This is a genomic window from Arthrobacter sp. 10N410 (genome assembly GCF_056394945.1).
In genome coordinates, this window is the sequence record NZ_JBFTIP010000002.1 from 150671 (window position 1) to 167844 (window position 17174).

Sequence of the window (17174 nt, forward strand, 5' to 3'; positions counted from 1 at the left end):
ATGAGCGACGAATTTTCCGTAGAGAGCGTCTACGCCGAGCTGCTGGGCCGGGCGCCGGAAAACAAGATGGAGCCGAGGCTGGCTCCGCTGCACCGGGCCATGGACATCCTGGGGGAGCCGAACAAGGCGTTCCCGATCATCCACGTCACCGGCACCAACGGCAAGACCTCCACGGCCCGGATGATCGAGGCCGGCCTGCGCGCCTACGGGCTGAGCACCGGCCGGTACACGAGCCCGCACCTGTCCAAGGTCACCGAGCGGATCAGCATCGACGGCGAACCGGTGCCGGATGAGACGTTCGTCCGGATCTGGGACGAGATCCGCCCGTACCTGGAAATCGTGGACAGCGAGCTCGTCGCCGAGGGCCAACCGCGGCTGACCTACTTCGAATGCCTGACCATCCTCGGCTTCGCGGTGTTCGCGGACCAGCCGGTCAATGTCGCCGTGATCGAGGTGGGACTCGGCGGCATCACAGACGCGACCAACGTCGGCGACGGCCAGGTTGCCGTGGTCACCCCGATTTCGCTGGACCACACGGAGCTGCTCGGCGAGACCACCGAGGAGATCGCCTACGAAAAGGCCGGCATCATCAAGCCCGGCGGGTTCCTCATCAGCGCCGCGCAGCCCGTCGACGCGGCCCAGGTGCTGCTGGAAAAGGCCAAGGAAGCAAACGTGCCGTTCCGCTTCGAGGGCGTGGAGTTCGGCGTCGAGTCCCGCACCGTCGCCGTCGGCGGCCAGATGGTGAACATCCAAGGCATCGCGGGTCGCTACGAAGACCTGCTGCTGCCCCTGCACGGCGCACACCAGGCGGAGAACGCCGCCGTCGCCGTCGCCGCGCTGGAAGCCTTCTTCGGCGCCGAAAAGCCGCTCGACTCCGAGGTGCTGCAGGAGGCCTTCGCCTCTGTCACCTCCCCGGGCCGGCTGGAGGTGCTCCGCACCGCGCCGACCATCATCGTGGACGCCGCGCACAACCCGGAGGGCATCCGGGTCTCCGCCGAGGCGATCCACGAGGCCTTCAGCTTTAGCAAGCTCGTGGTGGTGGTGGGCGTCCTGAAGGAGAAGGATTCCGAGGAAATCCTCCGCCAGCTCAAGGAATCCCTGGGCGACCTCGCCTCGGACTACTGCTTCACCCAGTCCAACTCGCCCCGCGCCGTACCGGCCGAGGACCTCGCGGAGCTGGCGCTGGACCTGGGCTTCGGCGAGGACCACGTCCACGTGGCCGAGAAGCTCGACGACGCCCTGGAATGGGCCGTGGAGCGGGCCGAGTCCAACGACGACCTTGCCGCCGGGATCCTGGTCACGGGGTCCATCACGCTCGTTGCCGAGGCCCGGATCCTGCTCGGAAAGACCGAGGCGTAACCCATGGCCAGACTCACCAAAGCCCAGCGCGAATGGCGTCCGGGCATGCCCAAGAAACGCCGTTCCACCAAGGTCATGTTCGCCTCCACGGTGCTCCTGCTGGAGGCCTTCGTGGCGCTCTTCGGCACCCTGGCGGTCTTCGGCCTCCGGCGCGGCGAGTTCCCGCCGCTGCTGGTCTTCGGGGTCGGGATCGGACTCAGTGCGGTGCTTGTGCTGACCTGCGCAGTGCTTTCCAAGCCGTGGGGCGTGGCCTTGGGCTGGATCCTGCAGCTGGTGCTGGTCCTCACCGGGATTGTGGAGCCCACGATGTTCGTGGTGGGCGGCCTTTTCGCGATCACGTGGTGGTACGGCATCCGCACCGGCATCCGGATCGACCGCGAAGCCGCCGAACGCGAACGCGAGCAGGCGGCCTGGGAGGCCGCGAACCCCGAGGGCCAAAGCAACTAGACTTGTCCCGAACCCCACCCCAACACATTGGAGCAGCTGTGAGCACTGAGCGCACCCTAGTCCTGATCAAGCCCGACGGCGTCGCCCGCAACCTGACCGGCAGCATCATCGCCCGGATCGAAGCCAAGGGCTACACCCTGGCCGAACTCAAGAAGGTCAACGCCAGCCGCGAACTCCTCGAACAGCACTACGAGGAGCACGTCGGCAAGCCGTTCTACGAGCCCCTCGTCGAGTTCATGCTCAGCGGGCCCGTCGTTGCCGCGATCTTCGAAGGCCACCGCGTGATTGAGGGCTTCCGCTCGCTCGCCGGCACCACGGACCCGACGACGGCGGCGCCCGGCACCATCCGCGGCGACTTCGGCCGCGACTGGGGCCTCAAGGTCCAGCAGAACCTGGTCCACGGCTCAGACTCGGCGGAGTCCGCCGAACGCGAGATCAAGATCTGGTTCTAAGAACCCGCGGCACCACACCGAGGTGACAGATAAGGCCAATGTTCGCGTTGAACATTGGCCTTATCTGTCACCTCGCGGCGTTTGCGGAACGCTCAGTAGCCGGAGGTTCCGATGAACACCTGAATGAAGGCGAAGAAGATCGTGGCGACGACGGCGACGTAGAGCAGGGCCGTGAGGATCCAGCCGGAGTCCGCCAGGATGCGGGCGGCAGCGGCGGGCACCCGGATGACGCCGTGGCTCACGTTGCGGACCGTCACCCAGACGAACAGCGGAATCATCGCGGCCCAGACGATCATGCAGAACGGGCAGAGAATGTGGATCGAGTACAGCGCCTGGGACCACAGCCACACCACGAAGGCGAAGCCCAGCGTCACACCGGCCTGCAGCCCGATCCAGTACCAGCGGGCAAACGTGGCCCCGGCGAGGATTCCCATGGCCGTGGTGATGATGACCGCGAACGCGACAATGCCGATGAACATGTTCGGGAAACCGAAGACCGAACTCTGCCAGGTCTGCATTACCTGGCCGCAGGAGATCCACGGGTTCACGTCGCACACCGTGGCGTGGTTGGGGTCCTTGAGGACAGCCAGTTTCTCCAGCACCAGCGTGCCGGACGCGAGCCAGCCGACGACGCCGGTGATCAGCAGGAGCCAGGCGAAGGGCCGGTCACGCGTCATCGGGGGCAGCGGGCGCTCCGCAGCTGCCGCGCCGGTGCCGCGCTCGTGGGCGGTCACGTCGCCGGGGGCGTGGGAGATGCTGGGCATGGGATTTCAGTCCTTTGCGTCGGGTGCTCTTGGGCCGATTCTATCGCCGGAGGCTGGATGTAACCGGGTAGGAGTCGTGCCCTCACCGGTGATTCGGTCCACGGCGCGGACTGGATGTCCCGCTTAGCCCTGCTTTGGCGGCTCCTGTGAGACAATGAACCTGGCTGGGGCCCGATCCACATTCGGGTTTCGGTCCGGCGACTTTGCTTTCAAGACCGCCAATGATGAGCAGGGCATACTTCGGATCCCTCGATCCGGCCTATCCCGCAATGCCATTGGACGGCACCTGGTTGTGACAGAGAGATCAACGGGTTCAGAGCAATCTTGCCGGCCTTCCAGGGCTGCCGCACCCCACTGCCGGTGCGAACCTGGAGGTATCCAATTGACTTCTGTCAATGCCTGCGGGTGTTGACAAATATTTGCCCCACGGGTGCCGGATGTGGCGGTACATCAGGGGCAGGAGTGTCGCCACATATGGATAATGACCAGCTTGTAGCCGGTAACGACGAAGCCGCTGTTGCCGAAGTAGCACCGGAAGCCGCCGCCGCGGAGGCGCCCAAGAAGGCCACCCGGTCCCGCCGCAAGGCGGCCCCAAAGGCGGAGGCCGCCGAAGCAGCCGTCGCGTCCGACGTCGTTGCTGACGCCCCCGCCGTCGACAATCCCGAAGCGGCCCCGGAAGCGAAGGCCCCGGCCCGCCGGAGCCGGTCGCGGAAGAAGGTCGAACCCGAGGTGCTGCCCGCCTTCGCTGACTCAGCCGCCAGCACGGAAACTGCGGTTCCCGCCGATGAAGCGCCTGCCGAGCTGCCGGCCGCCGAGGCGGCACCGGAGAAGCCGGTCCGCCGCCGCGCCTCCCGCGCGAAGACAGCCGTGACGCCTGCAGCGACGGAAGAAGCCCCGGCCCCGGCCGAGGCTCCCGCCGCCGTGGCTTCCGACGCGCCGGCCCCTGAGGCCGCGCCCGTCGAGGCCCCGGCCGACGCTGCACCCGCTGCCGAGGCGTCTGTAGAAACATCCGGAGCCCCCTCGCTCTTCCTCGCACCGGGCGCCGTCACCTCGATGATCTTCCAGGCCCCGGATCTGAGCACCGTCATCCGCCCGGCCCCGGCCCCCGCTGCTGTTGCCGAGGAAGCCGAAGAAGAAGAAGACGAAGAAGCCGAGGGCGAGGATGCCGGCAGCCGCCGTCGCCGCCGCAGCCGTGGACGCCGTGGCCGCAGCCGGACCGGCGAAGCCGACACCGACGCAGACGGCGCAGCCGAAGATGCAGCGGAGACCGGCGAGGACTCCGAGAGCACCCTCGAAGACGGCGTGACCTCGCGCCGCCGTCGCCGTCGCCGCCGCGGCGACCAGGATCTCGAACTGACCGGCGGCGGGGACGACGATCCGCCCAACACGGTAACCCGCGTCCGGGCGCCGCGCTCGGTCAGCGAGGCCCCGGTCAACGACCGCGTCACCTCCGTCAAGGGCTCCACCCGCCTGGAGGCCAAGAAGCAGCGCCGACGCGAGTCCCGCGACACCGGCCGCCGCCGCACCGTCATCACCGAGGCCGAGTTCCTGGCCCGCCGCGAATCCGTGGACCGCCAGATGATCGTCCGCCAGCGCGACGACAGAATCCAGATCGGCGTCCTGGAAGACGGCGTGCTGGCCGAGCACTTCGTCTCCAAGACCCAGCAGGATTCCTTGATCGGCAACGTCTACCTGGGCAAGGTCCAGAACGTGCTGCCGTCCATGGAAGCCGCGTTCGTCGATATCGGACGCGGCCGCAACGCCGTGCTGTACGCCGGCGAAGTCAACTGGGACGCCGTCAACCTCGAAGGCAAGCAGCGGCGGATCGAAAATGCGCTCAAGTCCGGCGACTCCGTGCTCGTCCAGGTCACCAAGGACCCGGTCGGCCACAAGGGTGCCCGCCTGACCAGCCAGATCTCGCTGCCCGGCCGTTACCTGGTGTACGTGCCCGGCGGTTCCATGACCGGCATCTCCCGCAAGCTGCCCGACGTCGAACGCAACCGGCTCAAGCGGATCCTCAAGGACCGCCTGCCGGAAGACGCCGGTGTCATTGTCCGCACCGCGGCCGAGGGCGCTTCGGAAGAAGAGCTGACGCATGACATCAACCGGTTGCGAGCCCAGTGGGAGGGCATCGAAAGCCAGTCCACGTCCACCAAGATCCTCGCCCCCGAGCTGCTCTACGGCGAACCTGACCTGACCATCAAGGTGGTCCGCGACGTTTTCAACGAGGACTTCTCCAAGCTGATCGTCTCCGGCGAGGAAGCCTGGGACACCATCGAGGCCTACGTCACCTACGTGGCACCGGACCTGGTGGGCCGGCTTGAGAAGTGGACCAAGGACACAGACATCTTCGCTGCGTGGCGCATCGACGAGCAGATCCACAAAGCACTGGACCGCAAGGTCTTCCTGCCCTCCGGCGGCTCGCTCGTGATCGACCGCACCGAAGCCATGACCGTGGTGGACGTCAACACCGGCAAGTTCACCGGCAGCGGCGGCAACCTCGAGGAAACCGTCACCAAGAACAACCTCGAAGCGGCCGAGGAAGTCGTCCGGCAGCTGAGGCTGCGTGACATCGGCGGCATCATCGTGATCGACTTCATCGACATGGTGCTGGAATCCAACCGCGACCTCGTGCTGCGACGCATGGTGGAGTGCCTAGGCCGGGACCGGACCAAGCACCAGGTTGCCGAGGTGACCTCGCTGGGCCTCGTGCAGATGACCCGCAAGCGGATGGGCACCGGGCTGCTCGAAGTCTTCGGCGAACAGTGCGAGGCCTGCGCCGGCCGCGGCATCGTCACCCACGACGAGCCCGTGGAACACCGCCGTGCCAACACCGTCGCCGCAGAACACCACGTCCCGCGGACCGAGCACCAGCCCGCCGCACGCAGTGAGCGCAAGCGTCGCCGCGGCAAGGGCGGCCAGGGCGGCGAAGCCATGCCGTCCGCACCCGTCGCCGTGCACGCCGAGCCCACCGAGGCGGAGCGCCACGCCAAGGCAGAGGCGACGCGCGCCGCGCTGGCCAACATCGCCGCCGCGGCGCACGCTGCCCACCTGCACGACGGTGAAGCGACAGCAGCTCCCGACGCCGAAACCCGCCAGGCCGCGCTCGACGCCGCCGTGGAACTCGCTTCGTCGGAGGAGGCAGCGGGTCGTCCCGCGGCCGTGCTGACCTTCGGCGGCGAACAGGTTGCCTTGCCCTTCGTCGAGCACGCCGAGGAAACCCCGCAGCCCGCGCTGACCCTGGACCTGCTGACCGAAGCGTTCGCCCACCTGGGCGACGCCGAGACCGGCAAGCCAGCCGCCGCGGCTCCGGTTGCCGAGTCGCCCGCAGCCGAGGTTCCCACGGCCGAGCACGCGGCGGAGCACGCTGCGGAGCACGCTGCGCCTGCAGCTGCAGCGCCGTCCCGCGCCACCCGGGGCCGCGGCCGCGCCAGGACGGCGCGGATCCAGCCGCCGAGTGTACGTACCGCCGAGGCCCAGGCCCCGGCCCGCCAGGAAGCTGCGAAGGCCCCTGCGGCCCAGGCGCCGGCCCGCCAGGAAGCCGGCAAGGCTCCTGCGGCCCAGGCCCCGGTACGCCAGGAAGCCCGCAAGGCCCCTGCGGCCCAGGCCCCGGACACCACCGGACCCCGACGGGTGCGCCGGAACCGGAGCGCCAGCCGAGCCCAGGGCGCCGCCAACGAGACGTCCGTGCAGCAGCGCGAGACCGCTCCGTCGGTTGAGGCCGTCTCAGTCCATGAGGCCAAGGCCCCGGAGCCGGCAAAGGTGGCCGCCAAGCCCGCCGCCAACGAGCCGATCATCCTCGGCGTCGGCGTCCCGGCGTCGGAGCTCTAGGACCCAGCAGGCACCACCACTCGCGGGTTCCGTCCGGGATCGACGTAACATCACGTCGACCCCGGACGGAACCCGCGAGGGCGTTAAGGGGACAGGCTGAAATTTAGCGGGGTTGCCGGCGAGGAACGCTAGGCTGGGGGACTGACACGGGGTGCCGCGCATCGAGCCGGCTGAGATCCAGACCCGTTGAACCTGTCCGGTTAGCACCGGCGAAGGGATGTCTCTTGTCTTCAACAACCCAGCCTGCATCGACGCAGCCTGCATCTAGCCGAACGTCAGCCTTCCTGCAGTCCGTCTTCCCGGAGCCCGACGGCGGGGCCTCAACGCCGCCGCGGATTCCGCGGGTGCTGGCCATCGCGGGCTCGGACCCCTCCGGCGGCGCCGGCATCCAGGCCGACCTGAAGAGCATTGCCGCGAACGGCGGCTACGGGATGGCTGCCATCACGGCACTGACCGCCCAGAACACCCAGGGCGTCCGGTCGGTGCATGTACCGCCGGCAGCGTTCCTGACCGCCCAGCTGGAGGCCATCAGCGACGACATCACCATCGACGCCGTCAAGATCGGTATGCTCGGCGACGACTCGGTGATCGACGCCGTCCGGGCCTGGCTCGAAAAGGTGCGCCCCGGCGTCGTGGTCCTGGACCCGGTGATGGTGGCCACGAGTGGCGACCGGTTGCTCCAGGAATCGGCCGAGACCGCGCTGCGGGCCCTCTTGCCACTGGCGGACCTCATCACCCCGAACCTGGCCGAGCTGGCCATGCTGCTGGGCGAACCGCCCGCCGCGGACTGGGCCAGCGCGCTGGAACAGGGCAAGCGGCTCGCGGCCCTGGCCGGCACCACGGTGCTGGTCAAGGGAGGCCACCTGCCGGCCGGCGGAGCCCCGGCCGGCGGAGCCCAGAGCGACTGCGCCCAGAACGACGGCGGTTGCCCGGACGCGCTCGTCAACACCGGGGGAGTGCTCGGCCAGGAGACGGTGGTGGTGCCCGGCGAGCGGATCGACACCCGCAACAGCCACGGCACCGGCTGCTCCTTGTCCTCGGCGCTGGCCACGGTCCAGGCCAGGACGGGGGACTGGGAGGCAGCGCTGCGGGAGGTCAAGCCGTGGCTGCTGGGTGCGTTGCGGGATGCCGGCCGCCTGGAGGTCGGATCCGGCAACGGACCCGTGCACCACTTCCACCACCTGCAGCACGCTGCGGCACCCCAGCTTCCTGCCGAGGGCGAGTTCGCCGCGCTGCTGGCAGGGCACGCGGCGGACGGGCTGGACGCGATCTACGGCCTGGACTTCATTCGGGGGCTCGCGGACGGTACCTTGCCGGAACCCGAGTTCGCCTACTACCTCGGCCAGGACGCCCTGTACCTCAACGGCTACTCCCGGGTGCTGTCCCGCGCGGCGGCCCTGGCGCCGTCGGAAGCCGAACAACTCTTCTGGTCCCGCTCGGCGCAGCAGTGCCTCGAAGTCGAATCCGAACTGCACCGGAACTGGCTGGCCGGCCGCGCCGTCGAGACCCAGCTGGGACCGGTGACCAAGGCGTACGTGGACCATCTGCACGCGGCATCGCTCGCCGGCAGCTACGGCGTGCTCGTGGCCGCGGCGCTGCCGTGCTTCTGGCTCTACGCGGAGGTCGGCGCCACGCTGCATCGCGAGTTCCTCGCTGCCGGCGCACCGGCAACGCATCCCTACGCGGAGTGGCTGCGCACCTATGCGGACGAGGCCTTCGCGGAGGCGACGCGGCAGGCGATCAGGTACACGGACGCGGCGGCCCGTAAAGGCTCCGAGGCGGAACGCAGCGCCATGGCGGTGGCGTTCAGGCAGTCCTCCCGCTACGAGGTGGAGTTCTTCGACGCGCCGAGGCTGCACGCCTAAGCCGCGCTACGCGAAGCAGCCGGTAGGATAGTTGGGCGCGGTTCCGGAAGTCGCTGCGGCACCATAACTTTGGCCCCCGGGCGCAGGGTGTGGCGTCCGTCACGCACTACCTGCCGGGACCAGCCTCGTTTGCGGCCGAAGGCAAAATTAGCGTAGTCTAGATCTTCGGTGCTTACGCCAACACTTGGGTTATGACCTTGAGGAACAGTTCACCCGTACTACGGGCAGGACTTTTCCGCAGGATAGCTCATGGGTTCCCCCGGGGAATCCACCGGCGTTGAGGCACAGCGTGAGCCGGTCCAAGCATTTTGGGCCCCAGGTTCCGCACGCAAATCTAGTAATAAACGTCGAGAGAAGTGAGTTCCCCAGTGGTGTACGCGATTGTCCGCGCAGGCGGCCGCCAAGAGAAGGTTTCCGTTGGAGACTTCGTTACCCTGAACCGCGTCCCCGGTGGAGCCGGCAGCACCTTTGAGTTGCCCGCACTGCTCCTGGTGGACGGTGACAAGGTCACGTCTGCAGCCAAGGACCTGGCCAAGGTAACGGTTACGGCTGAGATCCTCGAAGACCTCCGTGGTCCGAAGATCGTCATCCAGAAGTTCAAGAACAAGACCGGTTACAAGAAGCGCCAGGGTCACCGTCAGGAACTGACCAAGGTCAAGATCACCGGTATCAAGTAACTAACGTTACTGTTCAGGTTTTCAGCAGATTCCCCAGAATTTTAAAGGCAGGCATTTCAAATGGCACATAAAAAAGGCGCGAGCTCCACTCGCAACGGTCGTGACTCCAACGCCCAGTACCTCGGCGTCAAGCGCTTCGGCGGCCAGGTAGTTTCCGCAGGCGAGATCATCGTCCGCCAGCGTGGCACCCACTTCCACCCGGGCGCCGGCGTTGGCCGCGGCGGCGACGACACCCTGTTCGCACTGACCCCCGGCGCTGTCGAGTTCGGCACCCGCCGTGGTCGTCGCGTTGTGAACATCGTGGCTGCTGCAGCTGCAGAGTAACAACAAGTTCTAAATCGGTGGGGCGGACCAGTAGGTCCGCTCCACCGGTGTTTTAACCGCATTACAATCATCTTGGGCCCCTTGCGGGCCCGAGGAACAGCACTGAGGAGATCCACGTGGCGAGCTTTGTAGACCGGGTAGTACTGCACGTATCCGGCGGTACCGGCGGCCATGGCTGTGTCTCCGTCCACCGCGAGAAGTTCAAGCCCCTCGGCGGTCCCGACGGCGGCAACGGCGGCAACGGCGGCGACGTCATCCTGCGCGTGGATCCCCAGACCACCACCCTGCTCGACTACCACCACGCCCCGCACCGGCACGCCACCAACGGCGGCCCCGGCATGGGTGACTGGCGCGGCGGCAAGAACGGCGAGACCCTGGTCCTGCCCGTGCCCGAGGGCACGGTCGTCAAGAGCAAGGACGGCACCGTCCTGGCCGACATGGTGGGCGAAGGCACCGAGTACGTCGCCGCTGCCGGCGGCATCGGCGGCCTCGGCAACGCCTCGCTGTCCTCGCAGAAGCGCCGGGCCCCCGGCTTCGCGCTGCTGGGCATCGAGGGCGAATCCAGCGACATCGTCCTGGAGCTGAAGTCCATCGCGGACATCGCCCTGGTCGGCTTCCCGTCCGCCGGCAAGTCCAGCCTGATCGCCGCGATGTCCGCCGCGCGGCCCAAGATTGCCGACTACCCGTTCACCACCCTGATCCCCAACCTCGGCGTCGTCCAGGCCGGCGACGTGCGCTTCACCATCGCCGACGTCCCGGGCCTGATCGAAGGCGCCAGCGAAGGCAAGGGCCTGGGCCATCACTTCCTGCGCCACGTCGAACGCTGCGCCGCGCTCGTGCACGTGCTGGACTGCGGCACGCTGGAATCGGACCGTGACCCCCTGTCGGACCTCGCCGTGATCGAAGCCGAGCTCGAAAAGTACGCCGTGGACATGAGCTACGCCGGCACCGACGGTGAAGTCGTGCCGCTGAACCACCGCCCCCGCCTGATCGCCCTGAATAAGGTCGACTTGCCGGACGGCAAGGACATGGCCGAGTTCGTCCGCCCGGAACTCGAAAAGCGCGGCTACAAGGTCTTCGAAATCTCCGCCACGAGCCACGAGGGACTCCGCCAGCTGGGCTTCGCCATGGCCGAGATCGTCAAGGCCGCCCGCGACGCCGTGGCCGCCACGCCGCCGAAGGTCCAGGCCCCCGTGCTGCGCCCGCGCGCCGTCAACGAGAGCGGGTTCACGATCCGCCGCGAGGAAAAGAACCTGGAGCCGCTGTTCCGCGTGCTCGGCGAGAAGCCCGTGCGCTGGGTCAAGCAGACCGACTTCACCAACGAGGAAGCCATCGGCTACCTCGCTGACCGCCTCGCTAAGCTCGGCGTCGAGAACGAACTGTTCAAGCAGGGCGCCAAGCCCGGCGACATGGTGGTCATCGGCGAGGACGACGGCGTCGTCTTCGACTGGGAGCCGACCATGATGGCCGGCGCCGAACTGCTGGCCTCCCCGCGCGGCACCGACGTGCGCTTCGCGGACATCGGCGACCGCCCCACCCGTGGCCAGAAGCGCGACGAGCAGCAGGAACGCCGCGACGCGAAGGCCGCTGCCCGGGCCGAGCTGGAGGCCGAGCGCAAGGCCGGCATCTGGACCGAGTCGGTCAGTGCCCGCCGCGCCCCGCAGCCGCTCAAGGAGAGTGGACTCGGCGAAGCCGATGACGAGTAACGCCGTCGTCGTGCCCGGAGCGGCGGCGGTCCCCAGCCGCACCCTGCTCTCCGGCGCCCGCCGAATCGTGGTCAAGGTCGGGTCTTCCTCGCTGACGTCCATCAAGGGCGGCATCGCCGAGGAAGCCCTGAGCGACCTAGCCGACGCCCTCGCGCACAAGCGCAACGCGGGCACCGAGATCATCCTGGTCTCCTCCGGGGCGATCGCCGCCGGGTTGGCACCGCTGGGGCTCGAAAAACGCCCTCGGGACCTCGCCACCCAGCAGGCCGCCGCGAGCGTGGGCCAGGGCCTGTTGATGGCCCGCTACACCCACGCCTTCGGCGCACACGGCGTCACGGTGAGCCAGGTGCTGCTGACCGCGGACGATTTCATGCGCCGCAGCCAGCACACCAACGCCTTCCGCGCCCTGGACCGGCTGCTGAACCTTGGCGTCGTCCCCGTGGTCAACGAAAACGACACTGTCGCGACCCACGAGATCCGCTTCGGCGACAACGACCGGCTCGCGGCCCTCGTGGCCCACCTGGTCCGTGCCGACGCCCTCGTGCTCCTCTCCGACGTCGATTCGCTCTACGACGGGCCGCCCTCGCACGGCGCCAAGCGGATTGCCCACGTCTCCGGCCCGCACGACCTCGAAGGCATCTCGATCGGCAGCACCGGCAAGGCCGGAGTCGGCACCGGCGGAATGGTCACCAAGGTCGAGGCCGCATCCATCGCCGCCGGCTCCGGGATCAGCGCCCTTGTGACCTCCACCGCGAACGCCGCTGCCGCGCTGGCGGGGGAGGACGTGGGAACCTGGTTCTCCGTCAACGGCGCCCGCAAGCCAATCCGGCTGCTCTGGCTTGCCCACCTGGCATCCGTGCAAGGCACTTTGGTACTCGACGACGGCGCCGTCCGCGCCGTGCGCGACCGCCACACCTCGCTGCTGCCGGCCGGGATTACCGCCGTGCGCGGGGACTTCGAAGCCGGCGACGCCGTAGAGATGGTCGGCACCGACGGGACCGTGATCGCCCGCGGCCTGGTGAACTACGGGGCCGCCGAGCTGCCCCAGATGCTCGGCCGCTCCACCCGTGAACTCGGCAAGACGCTGGGCCGCGGCTATGACCGTGAAGTTGTTCATGTTGACGACCTGGTGCTGGTCTAAGCTGCCGCCTCGCCTAAACTTGGAGCATGACTGAGGCCCTGACTTCGCACCCCGACCTGCCGGTTCACGACGCGCCCTCCGGGGGCCTGCCGCCGGCCGCAACGGACGTCGAAGCCGCCGTGCACGCCGTCGCAGACCGCTCCCGGACCGCCTCCCGCCGGATGGCCCGCGCCAACCGGGCCTGGAAGGACCGGGGGCTGCGCGCCATCGGCGCCGCACTGCTGGAGCACAGGGACCGGATCCTGGCCGCCAACGCCACGGACGTCGCTGCCGGCCGGGCCAATGGCACCTCCGCGGCGCTGCTGGACCGCCTCACCCTCAACGAAACCCGGGTGCAGGGCCTGGCCGCCGCACTGGAAAACCTCGCCAACCTGCCCGACCCGGTAGGCAACGTGGTGCGCGGCCAAACCCTCCCGAACGGGTTGCGCCTGCGCCAGGTCAACGTGCCGATGGGCGTGGTTGCCGCGATCTACGAGGCGCGTCCCAACGTCACCGTGGACATTGCCGGACTGGCCCTCAAGAGCGGCAACGCCGTGATCCTGCGGGGCGGAAGTGCCGCCGCCGCCACCAACGAGGCCCTTGTCGGCATCCTCCGCGAGGCGCTGGAGTCCGTGGGCCTGCCGGCGGACGCCGTCCAGAGTGTTGACCAGTACGGCCGCGACGGCGCAAACGTCCTGATGCGTGCCCGCGGCCGTGTCGACGTGCTCATTCCCCGCGGCGGACGCGAGCTGATCCAGACCGTGGTGACGAACTCCTCGGTGCCGGTCATCGAAACCGGCGAAGGCAACGTGCACATCTTCCTCGACGCCTCCGCGGACGAGGAGATGGCCGTCGAGATCCTGCTCAACGCCAAGACCCAGCGGCCCAGCGTGTGCAACACCGTGGAGACGCTGCTGGTCCATTCCGCTTCCACCGTGCTGCCCGCCGTCGCCGCCGCCCTGCGCGCCGCCGGCGTGACTCTGCACACAGACGACCGGATCCGCGCCGCGCTCCCGGCCGCAGTGGAGTCCGTGCCGGCCACCGAGGTGGATTGGGCTACCGAATACATGGACCTGGACCTGGCGGTGGCCATGGTGGACAGCCTCGACGAGGCCGTGGAACACATCCGCACCTGGTCCACCGGGCATACCGAGGCGATCCTCACCAACGACCTCGCCAATGCCGAGCGCTTCATCGCGGAGGTGGACTCGGCTGCGGTAATCGTGAACGCCTCAACGCGGTTCACCGACGGCGGGGAGCTGGGCCTCGGCGCCGAAGTGGGCATTTCGACGCAAAAGCTGCATGCCCGCGGTCCGATGGGGCTGACCGAGCTCACCACCACGAAGTGGATCGTGCAGGGCGAAGGCCAGGTCCGGGCCTAGCAACGCGGTAACATGGAACAGAAGCCAGGAACGGCGGGGACCTCCGTCGTCGCAAAACCGCAATTAATTTGTGAAGTCACTAGGGGAGAACATGCTGTTGCAGCAGATCACCACGTCCATCGCCGCAGCCGTTGAACATGAGGAGCTCGCGCCGCTCATTGCGCCGCCGTTCGTCATTGGCGGCTCCATGTTCGTGATCCTGCTGGTCCTGATGTTCATCACGCTGTCCTACGGCAACCTCGGCAAGCGCCACGAAGCCGTCGAGGAGCACGCGGATCCGCACCGCCAGCACCCGAACAAGCACGACCACGGCCAGGGCCACTAATATTTCCGCCAAGGTGAAGCAGCACGGCGCGAAGCGCCGCCTGCGGCTGGGTGTGATGGGCGGCACGTTTGATCCGATCCATCATGGTCACCTCGTCGCGGCCAGTGAGGTCGCGGCGAAGTTCGGCCTCGACGAGGTGGTGTTCGTTCCCACCGGCCAGCCCTGGCAGAAGAGCAGCAAGAAGGTCAGCGAGGCCGAGCACCGGTACCTGATGACGGTCATCGCCACGGCCTCGAACCCCCGGTTCACGGTGAGCCGGGTCGACGTCGACCGCCCGGGTCCCACCTACACCATCGACACCCTGCGCGACCTGCGCACGCTGCGGCCGGACGCCGATCTGTTCTTCATCACCGGCGCGGACGCGCTGGCCCAGATCCTGTCCTGGAAAGACATTGACGAACTGTGGTCCTTGGCGCACTTCGTCGGTGTGACCCGCCCCGGACACGTGCTGGACGGCATGGGCCGCGATGATGTCAGCCTGCTCGAGGTCCCGGCCATGGCGATCTCCTCCACGGACTGCCGGGCACGCGTCGCCGCGGGAAACCCTGTCTGGTACCTCGTGCCGGACGGCGTGGTCCAGTACATCGCCAAGTACGACCTGTACGACGGCCAGCCCGATCCCGGGCCGGATTTCCGGGAATCCCGGGCTGCCCTCGAAATAAACCAAACCGCCAGCACCGAATGAGCCTTCAATGAGTCAGGAACAGCCTCCCATCCGCAGCCGCCGCGAATTGCGCCAGGCCAGGGATGAACGCCAGGAAGTGAACCCCGGCGCCGGTACCGCGGGTGCTGGCGCGGATCAGGCTGCCCGGAATCAGGACGGCGGGGGTTCCGGCTCCCGGCAGGCCGGCGCGGATCCCTCCTTCTCCGGACGTCCCGAGGAACCGACCGAGGCCGAGACCACGGGCCGCCGCCGCGTCCCAGGCCCGGTGGATTCCGTCCGGACTACTTCCGCCGCCGAACGGTCCTCCCAGATCCGCGCCCGCGACCGTGCCGCGCTGCGGACCATCAAGGAACTTGCGGAAAAAGAGGGGCAGCTGTCGCCCGGCGGTGCGCCCACGCGCCGCCAGCTCCGGCTCCAGCAGCTTGCCGAGGAGACCGCACCTGCCACCTCGGCCAATCCGATCGTGCCGATGCCCAGCCCGCGAACCCGCTCGCACCCGGCAGTGGGAGCGGCTGCCAAGCCGCCGGCCGGCGCGGAAACGTCCGCTGACGCGGTCCCGACGCCGGCGGAGGCTGCCGCCGCCCCGAACCAGGGCGACGGCGAGCCCGGTCCCGGCCGCGGCGGAAAGCTGCCGGACGGAATGAGCGTCGAGCAGGCCCTCGCCGCGCGCGAACTGCTCGCCGAGCAGGCCCGCAACCAGATGGCGAAGATGGAGCACATTGCCGCCACCGATCCGGACGCCGTCGATCCGGAGATTCTGGCCGAGCAGATTGCCCTCGCCGAGCGGGCGGCGGTGCTCAACCGTCGCGCGGCCGCGAAGCAAAAGCTGGCCGAGCAGAACAACCGGCCCGCCCAGCCGCGCAGCGAACAGCCTAAGAACGATCCCTCGACCGCCAGCAACCTCGCCATGGTGACGCCGCTGGAATTTGTCGAGGTCCCCGGCGTGGAGCGGCCAGTAATGAAGCGCCCTGCCACGTCGTATGTCCCGCTGGTCACCAACTCCAGCCCGAAGGTCCAGCCTCCGCGCACCTCGCGCCGTCCCGGCCAGGCCCGCAAGCGGGATGCCGCTACGGTCAACGGCCGCTCCGGTGTCCTGGCACGCGCGGAGGCGGCCGCGCAGGCCGCACAGGTCCGCCGCCCGGCTGCGGCAGCCGCCCCCGAAAATCCCAGTGCCCCGGCGGTGGAGGAAGACTTTGCGGCACGTCCGCCGGTCGCTGCCAACGCCGCCTACGGCCTCGATCCGCTCGACGCGGCCACGGCCGGATTGGGCCGGGCGAGGCGTCTGCGAGCCCTTCAGCTCAGCGTTCTGGCCCTCGGCGTGCTGGCGCTGATTGCCGGCATCATCCTGATCGTCACCGGACTGGCGCACTAGCCGCTCCGCCGCGGCGGCGCCAGGCTGCTTCGGTAGCCTTCCGGTTCCAGCACACAGCTTTTCATTCCAACAGCTTTCGACATTCAATGCTTTTACATTCAACAAGGAGTCCCGTGACTGCAACCGATTCATCCATCGCCACAGCCCGCCACGCAGCCCGTGCTGCCGCGGAAAAATTGGCCGAGGACATTGTGGCCCTCGACGTCAGCGAGCGGCTTGCCCTCGCCGACGTCTTCCTGATCGCCTCGGCGCCGTCGGAGCGACAGGTCAACGCGATCGTCGACGGCATCGAGGATGAACTGTCCAAGTTCGACCTCAAGCCCGTGCGCCGCGAAGGACGTTCCGGCGGACGCTGGGTGCTGCTGGACTACGCCGACGTCGTGATCCACGTCCAGCACGAGGAAGACCGCGTGTTCTACGCCCTGGAGCGCCTCTGGAAGGACTGCCCCGTCGTGGACCTCCAGCTCGGTGACGACGCCTCGGCGAAGGCCACTGCCGCCACCGAATCCGAGTAGGCGGCGCGGCAGCCAGCAGCGCAAAACCCTGAATATGCCCGATTTGGAATTTTCAGAAGTGCTGATCTAAGATATTTGAGTTGCTTCGGAGAGAACGAAGTCGGAGCAGCGAAAATTCGGGGCTGTGGCGCAGCTGGTAGCGCACCTGCATGGCATGCAGGGGGTCAGGGGTTCGAGTCCCCTCAGCTCCACCGGATAATCCGCCGGAATCGAAAGATTCCGGCGGATTTTTTTGCGCCCGCTCCGCCCGGAGGCGTGCGGACAGCGGTCCGGCCCGACACGCCGCACGCCGATTAGCGTCGGCGGCAAATGTAGATTAAGCTAATCAGGTTGCTTGATCGAACCGGCTCTTTGAAGGTCCCGGTCAGCGG

15 protein-coding genes, 1 tRNA gene and 1 riboswitch are annotated in these 17174 nt (G+C 68.2%); of the genes, 15 read left to right on the forward strand and 1 reads right to left on the reverse strand.

Annotated features, from left to right (window positions below; translation table 11 throughout):
• From AC1DB8_RS05230 to ndk, 3 genes are read left to right on the forward strand one after another with little or no spacing between them, the layout of a single operon-like run.
• Entirely contained in the window at positions 1–1359 is a 1359-nt protein-coding gene (locus AC1DB8_RS05230; protein WP_476892382.1) for a bifunctional folylpolyglutamate synthase/dihydrofolate synthase, read from the forward strand.
• Positions 1360–1362: 3 nt separating this feature from the next.
• A complete protein-coding gene (locus tag AC1DB8_RS05235; RefSeq protein WP_441417571.1) occupies positions 1363–1806 on the forward strand; it encodes a DUF4233 domain-containing protein in 444 nt (147 codons plus the stop codon).
• A gap of 38 nt (positions 1807–1844) precedes the next feature.
• Positions 1845–2258 carry a nucleoside-diphosphate kinase gene (ndk, locus tag AC1DB8_RS05240; RefSeq protein ID WP_441417572.1) on the forward strand — a complete coding sequence of 138 codons (414 nt, stop codon included), beginning with the start codon at positions 1845–1847 and terminating at the stop codon, positions 2256–2258.
• A gap of 92 nt (positions 2259–2350) precedes the next feature.
• Here the strand turns inward: ndk and AC1DB8_RS05245 are convergent, their stop codons facing one another.
• The gene (locus AC1DB8_RS05245) at positions 2351–3022 is read right to left on the reverse strand and encodes a vitamin K epoxide reductase family protein (protein ID WP_441417573.1); all 672 of its coding nucleotides are present in this window, start codon (positions 3020–3022) and stop codon (positions 2351–2353) included.
• 474 nt (positions 3023–3496) lie between these two features.
• On the opposite strand from AC1DB8_RS05245, the gene AC1DB8_RS05250 reads away from it, so the two are divergent.
• From AC1DB8_RS05250 to AC1DB8_RS05305, 12 genes are all read left to right on the forward strand, one after another.
• A complete protein-coding gene (locus AC1DB8_RS05250) occupies positions 3497–6853 on the forward strand; it encodes an Rne/Rng family ribonuclease (RefSeq protein ID WP_476892383.1) in 3357 nt (1118 codons plus the stop codon).
• 137 nt (positions 6854–6990) lie between these two features.
• Positions 6991–7088: riboswitch (TPP riboswitch) on the forward strand.
• 49 nt (positions 7089–7137) lie between these two features.
• A complete protein-coding gene (locus tag AC1DB8_RS05255; protein ID WP_476892671.1) occupies positions 7138–8718 on the forward strand; it encodes a bifunctional hydroxymethylpyrimidine kinase/phosphomethylpyrimidine kinase in 1581 nt (526 codons plus the stop codon).
• A 368-nt stretch (positions 8719–9086) separates the two neighbouring features.
• On the forward strand, positions 9087–9395 hold the full coding sequence (rplU, locus tag AC1DB8_RS05260) for a 50S ribosomal protein L21 (RefSeq protein WP_175321083.1): 309 nt from the start codon (positions 9087–9089) through the stop codon (positions 9393–9395).
• Between the two features lie 60 nt (positions 9396–9455).
• Positions 9456–9719 carry a 50S ribosomal protein L27 gene (gene rpmA, locus AC1DB8_RS05265; protein WP_009372867.1) on the forward strand — a complete coding sequence of 88 codons (264 nt, stop codon included), beginning with the start codon at positions 9456–9458 and terminating at the stop codon, positions 9717–9719.
• Positions 9720–9835: 116 nt separating this feature from the next.
• The gene (obgE, locus tag AC1DB8_RS05270; RefSeq protein ID WP_441417575.1) at positions 9836–11425 is read left to right on the forward strand and encodes a GTPase ObgE; all 1590 of its coding nucleotides are present in this window, start codon (positions 9836–9838) and stop codon (positions 11423–11425) included.
• The gene (gene proB, locus AC1DB8_RS05275) at positions 11415–12566 is read left to right on the forward strand and encodes a glutamate 5-kinase (protein ID WP_476892672.1); all 1152 of its coding nucleotides are present in this window, start codon (positions 11415–11417) and stop codon (positions 12564–12566) included. Before obgE ends, proB begins: the two co-directional genes overlap by 11 nt.
• A 26-nt stretch (positions 12567–12592) precedes the next feature.
• The gene (locus AC1DB8_RS05280) at positions 12593–13927 is read left to right on the forward strand and encodes a glutamate-5-semialdehyde dehydrogenase (protein WP_476892384.1); all 1335 of its coding nucleotides are present in this window, start codon (positions 12593–12595) and stop codon (positions 13925–13927) included.
• 91 nt (positions 13928–14018) lie between these two features.
• On the forward strand, positions 14019–14252 hold the full coding sequence (locus tag AC1DB8_RS05285; RefSeq protein WP_175320924.1) for a hypothetical protein: 234 nt from the start codon (positions 14019–14021) through the stop codon (positions 14250–14252).
• Positions 14253–14265: 13 nt separating this feature from the next.
• Positions 14266–14937, forward strand: a complete 672-nt coding sequence (gene nadD, locus AC1DB8_RS05290; protein WP_441417578.1) for a nicotinate-nucleotide adenylyltransferase — start codon at positions 14266–14268, stop codon at positions 14935–14937.
• Between the two features lie 7 nt (positions 14938–14944).
• The gene (locus AC1DB8_RS05295) at positions 14945–16288 is read left to right on the forward strand and encodes a hypothetical protein (protein WP_476892385.1); all 1344 of its coding nucleotides are present in this window, start codon (positions 14945–14947) and stop codon (positions 16286–16288) included.
• A 113-nt stretch (positions 16289–16401) separates the two neighbouring features.
• The gene (gene rsfS, locus AC1DB8_RS05300) at positions 16402–16803 is read left to right on the forward strand and encodes a ribosome silencing factor (RefSeq protein ID WP_441417580.1); all 402 of its coding nucleotides are present in this window, start codon (positions 16402–16404) and stop codon (positions 16801–16803) included.
• A 118-nt stretch (positions 16804–16921) separates the two neighbouring features.
• Positions 16922–16994 (forward strand) — tRNA-Ala (locus AC1DB8_RS05305).
• Positions 16995–17174: the final 180 nt, after the last annotated feature.